The organism is Pandoraea terrae (genome assembly GCF_902459695.1).
GTDB lineage: Bacteria > Pseudomonadota > Gammaproteobacteria > Burkholderiales > Burkholderiaceae > Pandoraea > Pandoraea terrae.
The window spans coordinates 183,963-197,968 of sequence record NZ_CABPRZ010000002.1 but is presented as its reverse complement, the minus strand read 5'-3'; the positions used below and the strand labels follow the sequence as shown (position 1 = coordinate 197,968).

At 64.5% G+C, this 14,006-nt stretch carries 11 protein-coding genes and 1 pseudogene; 8 read left to right on the top strand and 4 right to left on the bottom strand.

What is annotated here, in order from left to right:
- The first annotated feature begins 40 nt into the window (after positions 1 to 40).
- Genes PTE30175_RS03000 through PTE30175_RS02990 form a run of 3 tightly spaced genes read left to right on the top strand, consistent with a single transcriptional unit; the run spans position 41 to position 4,820 of the window.
- The gene (locus PTE30175_RS03000) at positions 41 to 2,872 is read left to right on the top strand and encodes a xanthine dehydrogenase family protein molybdopterin-binding subunit (protein ID WP_150695561.1); all 2,832 of its coding nucleotides are present in this window, start codon (positions 41 to 43) and stop codon (positions 2,870 to 2,872) included.
- Positions 2,869 to 3,501, top strand: a complete 633-nt coding sequence (locus tag PTE30175_RS02995; protein WP_150695560.1) for a (2Fe-2S)-binding protein — start codon at positions 2,869 to 2,871, stop codon at positions 3,499 to 3,501. The genes PTE30175_RS03000 and PTE30175_RS02995 overlap by 4 nt, the downstream gene beginning before the upstream one ends.
- On the top strand, positions 3,498 to 4,820 hold the full coding sequence (locus tag PTE30175_RS02990; protein ID WP_150695559.1) for a cytochrome c: 1,323 nt from the start codon (positions 3,498 to 3,500) through the stop codon (positions 4,818 to 4,820). Before PTE30175_RS02995 ends, PTE30175_RS02990 begins: the two co-directional genes overlap by 4 nt.
- Before the next feature lie 101 nt (positions 4,821 to 4,921).
- On the opposite strand, the gene PTE30175_RS02985 is transcribed toward PTE30175_RS02990, so the two are convergent.
- The 4 genes from PTE30175_RS02985 to PTE30175_RS02970 form a co-directional block, all read right to left on the bottom strand.
- Positions 4,922 to 5,206 carry a pentapeptide MXKDX repeat protein gene (locus PTE30175_RS02985; RefSeq protein WP_150695558.1) on the bottom strand — a complete coding sequence of 95 codons (285 nt, stop codon included), beginning with the start codon at positions 5,204 to 5,206 and terminating at the stop codon, positions 4,922 to 4,924.
- Positions 5,207 to 5,284: 78 nt separating this feature from the next.
- Positions 5,285 to 6,073: a molybdopterin-dependent oxidoreductase gene (locus PTE30175_RS02980; protein WP_150695557.1), complete on the bottom strand. Its 789-nt coding sequence runs from the start codon at positions 6,071 to 6,073 to the stop codon at positions 5,285 to 5,287.
- Between the two features lie 25 nt (positions 6,074 to 6,098).
- On the bottom strand, positions 6,099 to 6,731 hold the full coding sequence (locus PTE30175_RS02975; protein WP_150695556.1) for a cytochrome b/b6 domain-containing protein: 633 nt from the start codon (positions 6,729 to 6,731) through the stop codon (positions 6,099 to 6,101).
- A 146-nt stretch (positions 6,732 to 6,877) separates the two neighbouring features.
- Entirely contained in the window at positions 6,878 to 7,783 is a 906-nt protein-coding gene (locus PTE30175_RS02970) for a LysR family transcriptional regulator (protein ID WP_150695555.1), read from the bottom strand.
- Positions 7,784 to 7,917: 134 nt separating this feature from the next.
- Here PTE30175_RS02970 and PTE30175_RS02965 point away from each other — a divergent pair, with 134 nt between their 5' ends.
- The 5 genes and pseudogenes from PTE30175_RS02965 to PTE30175_RS02945 all read left to right on the top strand — a co-directional run bounded on the left by PTE30175_RS02965 (position 7,918) and on the right by PTE30175_RS02945 (position 14,006).
- Positions 7,918 to 9,498, top strand: a complete 1,581-nt coding sequence (locus tag PTE30175_RS02965) for an ATP-dependent acyl-CoA ligase (RefSeq protein WP_420819601.1) — start codon at positions 7,918 to 7,920, stop codon at positions 9,496 to 9,498.
- Positions 9,499 to 9,555: 57 nt separating this feature from the next.
- Positions 9,556 to 9,831, top strand: a pseudogene (locus tag PTE30175_RS02960) (thiolase C-terminal domain-containing protein); the annotation flags it as partial.
- Positions 9,828 to 10,130, top strand: a complete 303-nt coding sequence (locus PTE30175_RS02955) for a PhlB family protein (RefSeq protein ID WP_150695553.1) — start codon at positions 9,828 to 9,830, stop codon at positions 10,128 to 10,130. The pseudogene PTE30175_RS02960 and the gene PTE30175_RS02955, both read left to right, overlap by 4 nt.
- Positions 10,131 to 10,147: 17 nt before the next feature.
- On the top strand, positions 10,148 to 12,436 hold the full coding sequence (locus PTE30175_RS02950; RefSeq protein ID WP_150695552.1) for a thiamine pyrophosphate-dependent enzyme: 2,289 nt from the start codon (positions 10,148 to 10,150) through the stop codon (positions 12,434 to 12,436).
- Positions 12,426 to 14,006, top strand: a complete 1,581-nt coding sequence (locus PTE30175_RS02945; RefSeq protein WP_150695551.1) for an indolepyruvate oxidoreductase subunit beta family protein — start codon at positions 12,426 to 12,428, stop codon at positions 14,004 to 14,006. Before PTE30175_RS02950 ends, PTE30175_RS02945 begins: the two co-directional genes overlap by 11 nt.

The following is a 14,006-nucleotide window of genomic DNA, read 5'->3' as shown; positions in this document are numbered from 1 at the left end:
GCATTGATACCCGGGCAGTCGGCAGCCGAAGGAGACGTTCATGCAGCCGCCCGGCCTGTCGCGTCGCAGTTTCCTGAAGGTCAGTGTCGTCGCGGGGGTATCGGTCTACATCGCGCCGATCGGCAGCCGCGCCTTTGCGGCCTTGTTTGAAGAGAACAATCTCACCCCCGTGCCGTGGGATGCCGCGACCGGGCAGGCGAAATTCCGAATCGACGGCACGGCCAAGGTTACGGGCGCGAAGATCTTCGCCCGCGACGTGCGCGCAGCCGACATGCCGAATTGGCCGAAGACGCAGTCGCATGCGTTTGTGCTGCGTACGACACAAGCCGACCGTACCTACGAGGGTTTCGACCTTGCCCTGCTGGGTGACGATCTCAAACCCGACCGGGTGGTGACCGCCACCGATCTGGCGCGCGACGGCCTGGTTTTTCCGGCGTTCTACGGCGACGACATGCTGCTGCCGTCCGGCAAGACGCCGGCGTATCTCGGTCACGCGGTCGCCATCCTCATCTATCACGACTTCGCACGCTTTCGTTTCGCGAAGGACAAGCTCAAGTTCCACGACGAGATCATCCGCTACGGTGACGCGACCGGCCCGCTCGAGCGCGATCCGTGGGGCACGTTCCGTTTTGTCCGGGTCGGTGGCCAAACGCCCTACGACGACGATGTGTTCTCCAGTCTCAAGGACGCTCCCATCTTCCCGAGCATGATGCGCAAGCATCAGCCGGTGTGGCCCGACGGCCAGGAGCACGGCAAGCTCGATGCACAGGGCATGTATCACGCGGCACAGATCGAGCAGGCGCTGGCCCATCCGCCCGACGATTGGCTCGTGATGGAGAGGGAGTATCAGACGCAGTCGATCGACACCGCCGCGCTCGAGCCGGACAATGCGAACGGCTGGTATGACGCCGCCACCCAGACCCTGCACCTGGTCGTGCCGACGCAATCGCCGAACGAAGTGGCCGAGAGCGCAGCCGGCATGGTGGCCAAGGGCAAATTGCCGGTCAGGCATCTGATCCTGCACCCGTGCTACACCGTCGGTTACGGTTCCAAGGACCACTACAACATGCCGTTCTATGGACTCGTGGCGGCCATGTACGGTGACGGAAAGCCGGTCCGGCTCGCGAACGACCGGTACGAGCAGTTCCAGACCTCGCTCAAGCGGCATGCGTTCAAAATGCGCTACCGCATTGCCGTGGACCGTAAATCCGCGTTGCTGCAAACGTTTCAGGCCGACATGGAGGCCAATGGCGGCGGCCGCATGAACTTCTCGCCGTCGGTGGCGATGGTCGGCGCGACCGCCGCACAATCGATCTATTACTTTCCGCGCAGCGATCTCGCGTCGGTGGCCATCGCCTCGCGCGCCATCGATGCCGGCTCCGCGCGCGGCTACGGCACGCTGCAGAGCATGGCGGCCACGGAAATGATGATCGACGAACTGGCCGAAAAACTTGGCCTCGACCCGATCGACTTCCGTTTGAAGAATGCGCTTCGCTCCGGCATGAAGAACACGCAGGGCGCGATCCCGGCCGGTGCGATCCGTGTGGATGAGGTCTTGCAGAAGGCGAAAGGCCACCCGTTGTGGACAGATCGCGCGAAAAAGAAGGCCGCGTTCGAGGCGGCCAACCCCGGCAAGCGCTACGGTGTGGGGTTTGCCTGCGTCCAGAAGGATTTCGGCACGGGGGCGGAAACCTCGTTCGCCAAGGTGGAGATCGACGCCGACGGCAGGATTCGCCTGCATCACACCGCCGCTGAAATCGGCACGGGCGTATCGACGTCGCAGGCCGTGGCGGTCGCCAGGTGGCTGGGCCGGCCGGCCACGGAGGTCCACGTGGCCGTCACCGACTGGCCCGAATTGCCGATTGTCACGAGCGGCGATCCCTACCTGATGTCGCAGGCCGAGCAGGACAAGCTGTCGGCCAATCCACGCTGGTCGCCGGGCTATGCCTCGCCGTCGAGCGCGACCAATTCCGCTTACTACTTCACGCACAGCACGCGCGAGGCCGCGCGGCTCGTGTTCTCGCAGGGCCTTTGGCCGGCCGCGCTGTCCATCTGGCGCCGGGGGCTGGGCGGCGGACAAGCCGCACCGCTCGTGGTCCGTATCGAGGATGCGCGATGGGTCGACGGCAAGTTGTCGGCCGGTGGGCTTGAAGCGCTGCCGTTCGAACAGTTGGTCAAGACGGCGCATGCGCTCGGGCTCGTGACCGGGGCTATCGTTCATGTCTTCAATCGCTGGCAGTGGGCCGAGGCGGAGTTCGATCTGGGCGGCACGATGGCGCGTCTGCCGATCGACGGCATGGCGCTGCGGTATGGCGCCGGGCCCGCGGCGGATCCGCAGAAGGACGCTGCGCCGCCAGCTGCGGCCTACCGCACGCTCGACCGCAAGCGCGTGTTTATCCCGCCGGTACAACGCAACAATGCAGCCGTGACGTATTACAGCGCCATCGGCACGCTCGTCGAGCTGTCGGTGCACGAAGCCAGCGGCAAGGTGGAACTGCTCTCGCACCATTCGATCGTCGAATGCGGCACGCAGCTTTCGCCGCAGCTCGTCTCGGGGCAGTTGCAGGGCGGCATCGCCATGGGTATCGGCCATGCCCTGCATGAGTATTTGCCGCTTTATGAGGATGGCCCCGGCAACGGTACCTGGAATTTCAACCGTTACCGGCTGCCGCGCGCCACGGACGTCGCCGTCTGGACGCAAACAGGCGAAGTCTTGCCGCCGGTGACGGAAACCGATCCGCCGAAGGGCATTGCCGAAGTCGTCATGATTCCCGTGGTCGGCGCCATCGTGAACGGCATCGCACACGCGACCGGTCACCGATTTACCAATTTGCCGGTCACACCGCAGAAAATCCAGGAGGTGCTGGCATGACGGACGCTTCGCAGTCGCCGGATCCCGCGTCGGCGGCTGCCGCCCCGGCGGCACCTGCGCCGGATGCGGGACGCAAGCCATGGACGACATTGCCGGTCACCGTCACGGTCAACGGCCGCGCGGTGGGGCCCATGGAAGTACCGGCCGGCTTGATGATGATCGACTTCCTGCACGAATACCTCGGGCTGACCGGATCCCGGCTCGGATGCGGGCAGGGCATCTGCCATGCATGCGTGGTCATTCATGACAAACCGGACGGCACCAGCGAGACCGTGCGCACCTGCATCACGGGCGCGAATTATTTTGACGGGAAGAAAATCCGCACTGTCGAAGGGCACGCCACACGCGATGCCGACGGCAAGGTGACGGCGTTGACGCCGGTGCAGCAAAAATTTCTCGAACACTTCAGTTTCCAGTGCGGCTACTGCACGCCGGGTTTCGTCAACGCGGCAACGGTGCTGATCGAGCGTCTGAAACGTGAGCCGGTGGCGAAGCACCAGGTCGAAGCCGCCATCACCGAAGCGCTGAACGACCACATCTGCCGTTGCACGGGCTATGTGCGTTACTACGAGGCGGTGCGCGACGTGATATTGAGCACGCCCGGACTCGTCAAGGATGTCGGACGATGAGCCACTTTCCGTTGCGCACCCCGTGCGGCGCCGCGCTGGCTGCGGCATTGACGGCCGTGCTGCTGGCCGCTTGCGGCGACAGGTCCTCGTCCTCGTCGGCGATGATGCCCGCGGCCGTCGCCGCGACGTCGCCCGAGGCTGCGTCGAGCGTGCCCGGCACGCCTGCCAGCGCAGCCGCGCCCCGGCCGCACGCATCGGCCGAGGTCATCGCGCGAGGCCGCTACCTGGCCCGAGCCGCCGATTGCGCGGCTTGCCACACGAGCGCCGACGGCGCGCCGTTTGCCGGCGGCGTGGCGTTGAAATCGCCGTTCGGCACCTTCTATGGCACGAATATCACCCCCGATCCGTCGCACGGCATCGGCAAATGGAGCGCGGACGAGTTCTACAAGGCGCTTCACGACGGCATCAGCCCCGACAAGCCGCTGTATCCCGCGATGCCGTACACGTCATACCGTCAAGTCTCACGGGCCGACAGCGACGCCATTTACGCTTACCTGATGTCGATCAAGCCGGCGGCCGTCGCCAATCGCACCCCCGAACTGTCGTTCCCGTATAACCTCCGTTTCGGAATGCGTTTCTGGAACATGATCTTCGTGAAGGACACGCTGCCGGATGCCTCGAAGGGACAGTCGGCCGACTGGCAGCGCGGACGCTATCTGAGCAACGCGCTCGGTCATTGCGCCGAGTGCCACACGCCGCGCGGAACCTTCGGCCAGCTCGACGGCGCGAAAGCGTTGGGCGGTGCGGCGTTGGGGCGTGTCGCAGCGCCGGATATCACGCCTGCGGGCCTGGCGGCCCGGGGCTGGACCGGAAAGGATTTGCAGACGTTGTTTGCCACGGGGATTGCCCCGCAGGGCTCGGCATTCGGCGAGATGTATCCGGTGGTGCATCTGAGCACACAGTACCTGACGCGCGACGATCTTCGCGCGATGACGATCTACTTGCTCGGCGACCAGCCGCCGGCGGCCCACGCGTTGCCGCCGCCCGGCGATACGGGGTCATTGACGGCGGGGCGCAATCTTTATCTCGCGGTATGCGCCGGATGTCACAGCGCGGACGGGACAGGCAAACCGCATGTGGCCGTGGCGATGCTGGGCAACTCGACGGTCCGCCAGGGCGATCCGCGCAACCTCATCGTGGCGATGCTCGAAGGCATCGAGGCGCAGGATTTTCCGGGGCTCGAGCGAATGCAGGATATGCCGGGTTTCGACAAGCGCCTGAACGATGCCGAACTGGCGCAACTGACCAACTATCTGCGCGTGGCCTGGGGTGGTCAGCCGGCCAATGTCACGCCGGCGGCGGTCAAGGCATTGCGGTAAGGCTGAGGCGTTCGTGCAAGCGCATAAAACGATGCCGGCGCATCGCCGGAGGTAAGTCCGGGCGATGTGCCGGCATCAAAGCGCACTCACGGTACGCTCACTCAATACTCTTTCTTCTCCTTGCCCATGGAATCGTCTTTTTTCATTTCGTCTTTTTTCATGCCGTCCTTCTTCATGCTGCCGTGGGACATCTTGTCCTTGCCCATGGAATCCTTCTTCATACCTTCCTTGGCCATGCCTTCTTTGGCCATGCCATCCTTTTTCATTTCGTCTTTGGACATCGCGTCTTTCGACATGCCTTCTTTTGGCGCCGTTTCCTGGGCCATTGCGTAGGTTGCGCCCAAGGCCAGACACATCGAAAGGGCGGCAGCAGTCAAAGTTTTCATCGTGAACTCCTCATTGGACCTGCGGTGGGAAACAGCGCGACAACCGTCGTGCCGAAAGGGTAAACATGGCGTTGCCCATCAACTGCCGCCAAACCAGTTGTAGCCCTGGTCTTCCCAGTAGCCCCCTGGATAGCGGTTGGTGACGAACATGGCCTGGATATGCTTGGGGTTCTTGTAGCCAAGCTTGGTGGGCATGCGCAGCTTCATCGGGAAGCCATACTCGCGCGGCAGCACCTGGCCGTCGAAAGTCAGGGTCAGCAGCGTCTGCGGATGCAGGGCAGTCGGCATGTCGATGCTGGTGTAGTAATCATCGGCACATTTGAAGCCGACGTACTTGGCGCTGAGATCGGCGCCCACGCGCTTGAGAAAGTCGGAGAAACGCACGCCGCCCCAGCGACCGATCGCGCTCCATCCCTCGACACAGATGTGACGCGTGATCTGATCCGTTTGAGGCATGGCGCGCAGTTCTTCGAGACGCCAACTGTGCCGGTCCGCAACGAGTCCTGAGACCTCCAACGCAAAGCCGGCTTCCTCAACGACCGGGGCTTTTTCCTTTTCGTAGAACGCGTTGAAAGGAAATGGCCGGGTGATCATGGATTCGGGATAGGTCGGCGCAAGCGCGTTCGGATCGAAAAGCCAGCCCTGCACGCGATCGTTGAAGCGCGATATGGAGGCCAGGGCTTTTTCGACGTGCGCTTCGTCGGTGATCGAGCAGCCGGACAACATGGCGACGCCGCCGAGCGTGAGACTGCGCGTCAGGAAGGCGCGGCGCGAAGGCTGCTCGATACGCGGCGCCAGCACCTTGCGGGCCTCTTTCAGAATGGACTCACCGTCCACGGCCGGAGTGATGCGTTTGATGATTCCCATGATGACTCCCTGGATTCCCGTATCTTTACCGGCCGCGCAACATGGCGATCAGCGTGCGCGGCACCAGCGCCACCATCGCCAGATGTACCGCGACGAAACCTACCAGAAGGGCCATGGCAACGAAATGGATCCTGCGTGCGGCTTCATATCCGCCCAGAAGGGCCCGCAAGTGGCCGAACTGCACGGATTTCCAGAGGACCAGGCCAGAGAGGATCAGCACGGCGATATCGAGCATCACGAACAGGTAGGCGAAACGCTGCACCTGGTTGTAATGCTTGAGATCGTCATGGGGAAGGCGGCCCCGCAGCGCAGACCAGACGTCGCGCAGCACGCCACGCGGCGAGACCGGGAAGAAGCGGTGCAGCAGGCGACCGCTGGCCACGTTCAGCGCAAGATAGAGCAGTCCGTTGAAGAACAGTAGCCACATGCCGGCGAAATGCCATTGCAGTGCGCCGGCGAGCCACCCGCCGAGCGTGATGCCTTTGGGAAACATGAAGTCGAAGAGTGGCGAGGCGTTGTAGATACGCCAGCCGCTCGTGACCATGATCACTACGGCCAGGGCGTTCAGCCAGTGGGTCACCCGAAGCCACGCGGGATGGATGACGCCGGCGCTGGCGCCTGGGGCAGTAGGCCCGGCCGGACGCTGCAGGGTGGACATTTGCTGCGCTCCCAAGAATTAACCTTCGATGGCCTCCATTGTTCCCTGGCGGCGGTTCCGAAGTCCTCACGGAAACATAAACAAAACGTGATACTTTTTTGGCGGGCGAGCCGCCAAAGACTGCCGGGGGCGCGCCGAGACATCACTCAAGTATCGCGCAATGTGTCGATGAGGAGTTGACGGAACCATCGGTTGCCATCGTCATTATCGAACGTTTCGTGCCAATGGAGGGTAACTTCGACCTCCGGAATCGCCTCCGGCAGTGGATAGACTACGAACTGCCGGGTCTCATTGAAGAACTTCGCGACGCGATACGGCAACGTCACCATCCACTCGGTGCGCTGCAGAATTTGGGGCACGACGGTGAAATGCGGCACGCGCAGTGCCACGCGCCTGTGCAGCCCGGCCGCGCGCAACGAGTCGTCGATGCTGCGGTGACTGCTTTCACTCGATGATACGGCGATATGGCGCATGCCGAGGAAGTCGTCGCGCGAGAGCTTGCGCGGCAGGCCGGGGCGTTTGCGCGTCATGCAGACGTAAGCCTCGTGGAACAACAGCGCGTAGCGGGTGACGGGCTTTAGCGCCGGCAGATTGCCGATCGCGAAATCGAGTTGTCCCAGGCGCAGGTTTCCCTCCACGTCGGCGACTGGCACTTGCCACGCTTCGAGCCGCACACCGGGTCCTGCATGTTGCAGTGTCTCGCACACCGGGGGCAGAAATACCTGTTCGCCGATGTCCGACATCGACAAACGAAACTCGCGCGCGCTGAGCGCCGGATCGAACGACTCGCCATGACGTAATGCCTCGCGAATCGATGCGATCGCCCGACCCAGCGGCAACGCCAATTGTTCGGCCGTCGGCGTTGGCAGCATGCCGTCGGACGTACGGACAAACAACGGGTCGTCGAACAGGTTCCGTAGCCTTCCCAGGGCATAACTGATGGCCGGCTGCGACAGGTTCAGCCGCTGGCCGGCCCGCGTCAGGCTTCGTTCTTCCAGAATCGCCTGGAAGACACGCAACAGGTTCAGATCCACCGCGTTAAAATCAGTCACGTTTATGATTGAGATAATATTGATGAATTTGACATATATAGTACCCGATCCTAGACTCGATTCAACAACGGAATGGAGACGAGGGCATGGGGCGCATCGAGACAATAGCGACACGGCCGGCTGCGGATGTGCCCATGGCCGGCGGTCAGTTGACGCTGCCGGCGTTGCTGAAGGCACGCGCCGCACGTAACGGCGCCGCGCCGCTCTTCTCGGATCGACATACGCATTGGAGCGGGAACGACGCCGCCGACATCGCAGCGCGCCGCGCCGGTTCGCTGGCAGCGCACGGCGTGAAGCGCGGCGATCGCGTCGCACTGTTGTGCACGAATCGCACCGAGTTCATGGAGATCGTGCTCGGCTGCGGCTGGCTCGGCGCGATCGTCGTGCCGATCAACACCGCCTCGCGGGGATTGCAGCTCGAACACATCCTGCGCAATTCCGGCGCGCGCCTGATGGTGGCCGAAGCGCATCTGGTCGACGCTGTCTATGCCGCTCACGCCCCCGATCTCGCACTGAAACAGGTTTGGCTGATCGGCGGCGACGCCAGCCAGCCGGCAGTGCCGGCCACGATAGAGGCCATCGCCTTGCCGCCGTTGGGCCACGCGTGCGAAGCGGCGCCGCTCGCCGACGGCGATGCGCTCGCCATTCTCTATACGTCGGGCACGTCCGGCCTGTCAAAGGGCGTGATCTGCCCGCACGCACAGTTCTTCTGGTGGGCCCATTACACGGGCGCCAAGCTTGGCGTCGTGGCGGGCGACGTGCTCTATACCTGCCTGCCGCTGTTTCATACCAACGCGCTCAACAGTTTCTTCCAGGCACTCACGCTCGACGCGCAACTCGTTGCGGATCGGCGCTTCTCGGCAAGCGGCTTCTTTGACGCGCTCGTCGCCACGCGCGCCACGGTCACCTACGTCCTCGGCGCCATGGTGCCGATCCTGCTCGGGCGTGGGGCGGCGGAAGCGGAGCGCGCACATCGGGTGCGGATCGCGCTGGCGCCGGGGGTGCCGGGCCACTTCCAGGAAGACTTCACGGCACGTTGCGGCATCGCGCTGCTTGACGGCTACGGCTCCACGGAGACGAACTTCGCCATCGGCGGCGGCATCGAGGACCAGCGCCCCGGCTTCATGGGCAAGCTCTCGCCCGGCTTCGAGGCGCGTGTGGTCGACGACTGCGACCGCCCGGTGCCCGATGGCGAGCCTGGCGAGCTGATTTTGCGGGCCGACGAGCCCTTTGCGTTCGCCAGCGGCTATTTCGGCATGCCGGAAAAGACCGTGGAGGCGTGGCGCAATCTGTGGTTCCACACCGGGGACCGGGTGGTGCGCGAGGCGGATGGCTATTACCGTTTTGTCGATCGCCTCAAGGACGCCATTCGCCGCCGTGGCGAGAACATCTCGTCATTCGAGGTCGAGCAGGTACTGCTGAGTCATCCGGCGATCGAGACCGCAGCCGTGTTCGCGGTGCAATCGTCGCTTGCGGAAGACGAGGTGATGGCAGCGATCGTGCTGCGCGAAACACATGCCCTCGCGCCGCTCGACCTGATCCGCTATTGCGAACCGCGTCTGCCGTATTTCGCGGTGCCGCGTTATCTCGATTTCGTGACGGACCTGCCAAAGACTGAAAACGGCAAGATCCAGAAGTACAAGTTGCGCGATGCCGGCGTCACCCCGACAGCCTGGGATCTGGAGGCCTCCGGCTATCGGCTGGGGCGCAAATGAAGTCACCGTAGTCCCGAAGTTGCCCCCGAAACCTCTGCCGGCAAAAGACATCGTCACGATGCACGTGCGTTGATCGAACGGATCGCGTCGCGCCGATTGCCGGTCAACACCTCCGGCGGCCAGCTCTCCGCCGGTCAGGCAGGGGCGGCCGGCGGCATGCACGGGCTGGTCGAGGCGATTACGCATTTGCGCGGCGAGGCGGGCGAGCGGCAGGTGGCCGGGGCGACGCGGGCCGTCGTGTCCGGTTACGGCATGGTCGAGTACCGCTACGGCATGTGCGCGAATGCTTGCGTGCTGGAAAAGGCCGCCGAACCCAAGGGAGACGCGTCATGACGCTTACGGTTTTCCATTGCACCGTGTGTGCACAGACGCTATTTCCTGCGCGCTACTTCTGTCCGGCATGCGGGGCAAACGCGTGGACGGCGCGCCCGGTTGCGCGCGGCACGGCGATGCAGACGACCGTCGTGCACCATCGCGTCGGGGGCGCTGCGAACGCAGAGGTATCGCTCGCGGCCGTGTTGACCGACGCCGGGCCGGTCGTCATCGCGCGCACGCAAGGCGCCGTCGCGGCCGGCGATACGGTCGGTTTGCACGTGGACGATGCCAATCGCATCGTGGCGTATCGAATTTGACATGGAGCAAGTCCACCGTGGCTGAGAAATCGTTCAAGAAAGAAGTTCAGAAACTGCGCATGCCTGCCGGCGAGACCTTCAGCGGCGAGGGCATCCTGGCGGTGACAAAGGCATTGCTCCAATCGGGCGTGTCGTACGTGGCCGGTTACCAGGGTGCCCCGATCTCGCACCTGATGGACGTCTTGTCCGACGCCAACGAGATCCTCGAGGCGCTCGGCGTCCATTTCGAGAGCAGCGCGAGCGAGGCAACGGCCGCCGCAACGTTGGCCGCGTCGGTCAACTACCCGTTGCGCGGGGCGGTCACGTTCAAGGCGACCGTCGGGACGAACGTTGCCTCCGACGCGCTGGCCAACCTCGCCTCGGGCGGCGTGACGGGCGGCGCGCTCGTGATCGTCGGCGAGGACTATGGCGAAGGATCGAGCATCATGCAGGAGCGCTCGCACGCCTTCGCGATGAAGTCGCAGATGTGGCTGCTCGACCCCAGGCCGAATTTGCCGTCGATCGTCGATGCGGTGGAGAAGGGCTTCGCGCTGTCCGAGGCAAGCAACACGCCCGTCATGCTGCAGCTCCGGATACGCGCATGCCATGTCCACGGACGTTTCACGACCAAACCGAACATTCGCCCTGCCTTCACCCTGAAAGACGCCATCGAGCATCCGGTGCGCGATGTCGGCCGCATCGTGCTGCCGCCGGCGAGTTTCGTGCACGAACACGAGAAGGTCGAGAAGCGCTGGCCGGCTGCGGTGGAATTCATTCGCCGTCACCAGCTCAACGAAACCTTCGGCGAGGACAGCCGCCATGACGTCGGCATCATCGTGCAGGGCGGTTTGTACAATACGATGGTGCGATCATTGGCGCTGCTTGGCCTGGCCGACGTCGACGGACGCACCGATCTGCCCATCTACGTGATGAACGTTGCGTATCCGACCATCGACGCCGAAGTCCGCGAATTCTGCGCGGGCAAGCGCGCCGTCCTGATGGTCGAGGAAGGGCAGCCGGAGTTCATCGAACAATCGCTCAACACGATCCTGCGGCAAGCGGATCTGCAAACGCGCGTGCATGGCAAGGACTATCTGCCGCGGGCGGGCGACTACACGCCGAACGTCATCATCAAGGGTTTGCTGAAATTCCTTGGCCGCTATCTGCCGGAACTGGCCGACGCGTCCGTATTGCCCGAGGGCGTGCGGGCGACGGTGGCGAGCCGGCGTGCGGTGCCGGTGCCTGTCGTGACTGAAAAGCCGGCCGATCCGGTGGCTGTTGAGGCGGGGCATGCGGTGAGCGATACGCCGGCGGTGACGCCGACAGTGCCGCCGGCCGCCGTGGCCACCCCTGCCGCCCCTGCGGCGCTCGCACCGGAAGTGCATCCGCGTCCGCCGTCGTTCTGTACCGGGTGTCCGGAGCGTCCGATTTTCACGGCGATGAAGCTGGTCGAGCGCGAATTGGGCGCGCATCACGTGAGCTGCGACATCGGCTGCCACCTTTTCTCCATCCTGCCGCCGTTCAATATTGGCGCGACGACCATGGGCTACGGCCTCGGCTGGGCGGGTTCGGCAGCATTCAACACCGCGGAGACCGACCGGCGCACCATCAGCTTCATGGGCGACGGCGGCTTCTGGCACAACGGCCTGACGAGCGGCGTGGGCAACGCTGTCTTTAACCGCAGCGATAACGTGCTCGTCATCGTCGATAACGGCTATTCGGCGGCGACCGGCGGGCAGGACATCCTGTCGTCGAAGGCGGAGAACAGGATCCGTTCCACGCGCAACCCGATCGAGAAGGCCGTGCGCGGCGTCGGCGTGAAATGGGTGCGTACGATGACGAACACGTACAGTGTCTCCAGGATGCGCGACGTGCTGCGCGAAGCCCTGACGACGAAAGAGAAGGGCCCGAAGGTCATCGTCGCGCAATCCGAGTGCATGCTGAACAAGCAGCGCCGCGTGAAGCCGCTCATGAAGCAGATGATCGGCGAAGGCAAGCGCGTCGTGCGTGAGCGCTTCGGTGTCGATCCGGACACGTGCACGGGCGATCACTCGTGCATTCGCCTGTCAGGCTGTCCGTCTCTGTCGATCAAGGAGAATCCGGACCCGCTGCGGCAGGATCCGGTCGCCACCGTGATGAATAGCTGCGTCGGCTGCGGCCTGTGCGGCGAGGTCTCGCATGCGGCGGTATTGTGTCCATCGTTCTACCGGGCTGAACTTGTCAGCAATGCGGGCTGGTGGGAACGGATTTCCAAGCGTCTGGCCGATCGCGTGATCGCCGCGCTGCAACGCCGCGTCAAGGCGCGGGAGGTCGCATATGTCGCATAACGCCGTCAAACCGGTCAGCATTGCCATTCTCGCCATGGGCGGCGAGGGCGGGGGCGTGTTGGCCGACTGGATCGTCGGCATGGCCGAACACGCAGGGTTTTACGCGCAGACGACGTCGGTCCCCGGCGTCGCGCAACGTACCGGCGCCACGATCTACTATGTAGAATTCCATCCGGTCAGGCTGCCGCCGCAGGCGCCTGCGCCGATCCTGGCATTGATGCCGGCCGCCGGCGACGTCGATATCGTCCTGTGTTCCGAACTGATGGAAGCCGGACGCGCCATCCAGCGCGGCTTTGTCACGCCGGACGTCACCACCCTGATCACCTCGACGCACCGCGTCTATTCCATGTCGGAGAAAACCGCCATGGGCGACGGGCGCGTCGATTCGCAGCGCTTTGTCGATGCCGGGCGCGAGGCGGCCAAACGGTTCATCGCCGCCGACTTCTCGGCGCTTGCGGAGCAGACGGGCAGCGTCATGAGCGCCGTCCTGTTCGGCGCGCTGGCCGGGGCCGGCGTGCTGCCGTTTTCGCGCGGGGATTTCGAGGCGGCCATCGAACGCGGCGGCGTCGGCGTGAAGCCGAGCCTGAAGGCGTTCGACGCCGGCCATGCCGCCGCGCAGCAGGGCGCGCCGGCGGCCATGTCCGGGCGGCCGGTCATCCCGAACCTGAAGCCGCTGCCTGCCGACGCGCGCCTGACGGCATTGGACGTTCGCATTCGCGAGGCGTTTCCGCTGCCGGTTCAGCCGGTGCTTCAGGCCGGCGTGCGCCGTCTCGCGGATTATCAGGACGTCGCGTACAGCGCGGCCTATCTCGACAAATTGGCAGTGATTCATCGCCTCGACGCAGCCCAACCGGGTACCCGATGGACGTTGCTGACGGAAGCGGCGCGGCACCTTGCGCTGTGGATGTCGTTTGAGGACACGGTACGCGTGGCCGATCTCAAGATCCGTAGCGGACGCTTCACGCGCGTAGCCGATGAGGTCAAGGCCGACGCCGGCCAGTTGCTGCATATCAACGAATACCTGCATCCGCGCGTCGACGAAATCGCCGACACGCTGCCGGCCTGGCTGGGCCGTTGGTTGATGAAACCGGGCTGGGCGCGCCGTTTCCTCGAGCGCCGTACGCGCGAGGGCCGTGTGGTGCGTACGTCCTCGTTGCGCGGCTTCCTGCAACTGTATGTGGTGGCGTCGATGCGTGGCGTGCGCCGTTCGTCGCTGCGCTTCGAACGCGAGATGGCCGCTTGCGGCCGCTGGCTGGCAACGGTGGCCGAGATCGCCGGCAGCGATTACGCGTTGGCCGTCGAAGTCACGCGTTGCCAGCGGCTTGTGAAGGGCTACGGCGATACGCACGCGCGCGGCATGCACAGCTTCACGGCGATCGAGGCCGCGCTGCCGGCCTTGCGCGGCCTGCCCGACGCCGCCGCCCGCGTCTGCGAACTGCGTGAAGCCGCGTTGGCGGACGACACGGGCAAGCGCCTGAGCGATTTACTGACGGGCCTGCCTGCCGTTGCCCCGGCGGCGGTTCGTGCCCCGATTCCGCACGGTGCGCCCATGGCCGCCGTTGCGTCCTGA

What these genes read in the sequence shown, in the direction of transcription:
- PTE30175_RS03000 (WP_150695561.1), top strand. Translation starts at nt 41, where the DNA reads ATGCAGCCGCCCGGCCTGTCGCGTCGCAGTTTCCTGAAGGTCAGTGTC.
- PTE30175_RS02995 (WP_150695560.1), top strand. Translation starts at nt 2,869, where the DNA reads ATGACGGACGCTTCGCAGTCGCCGGATCCCGCGTCGGCGGCTGCCGCC.
- PTE30175_RS02990 (WP_150695559.1), top strand. Translation starts at nt 3,498, where the DNA reads ATGAGCCACTTTCCGTTGCGCACCCCGTGCGGCGCCGCGCTGGCTGCG.
- PTE30175_RS02985 (WP_150695558.1), bottom strand. Translation starts at nt 5,206, where the DNA reads ATGAAAACTTTGACTGCTGCCGCCCTTTCGATGTGTCTGGCCTTGGGC.
- PTE30175_RS02980 (WP_150695557.1), bottom strand. Translation starts at nt 6,073, where the DNA reads ATGGGAATCATCAAACGCATCACTCCGGCCGTGGACGGTGAGTCCATT.
- PTE30175_RS02975 (WP_150695556.1), bottom strand. Translation starts at nt 6,731, where the DNA reads ATGTCCACCCTGCAGCGTCCGGCCGGGCCTACTGCCCCAGGCGCCAGC.
- PTE30175_RS02965 (WP_420819601.1), top strand. Translation starts at nt 7,918, where the DNA reads ATGGCCGGCGGTCAGTTGACGCTGCCGGCGTTGCTGAAGGCACGCGCC.
- PTE30175_RS02955 (WP_150695553.1), top strand. Translation starts at nt 9,828, where the DNA reads ATGACGCTTACGGTTTTCCATTGCACCGTGTGTGCACAGACGCTATTT.
- PTE30175_RS02945 (WP_150695551.1), top strand. Translation starts at nt 12,426, where the DNA reads ATGTCGCATAACGCCGTCAAACCGGTCAGCATTGCCATTCTCGCCATG.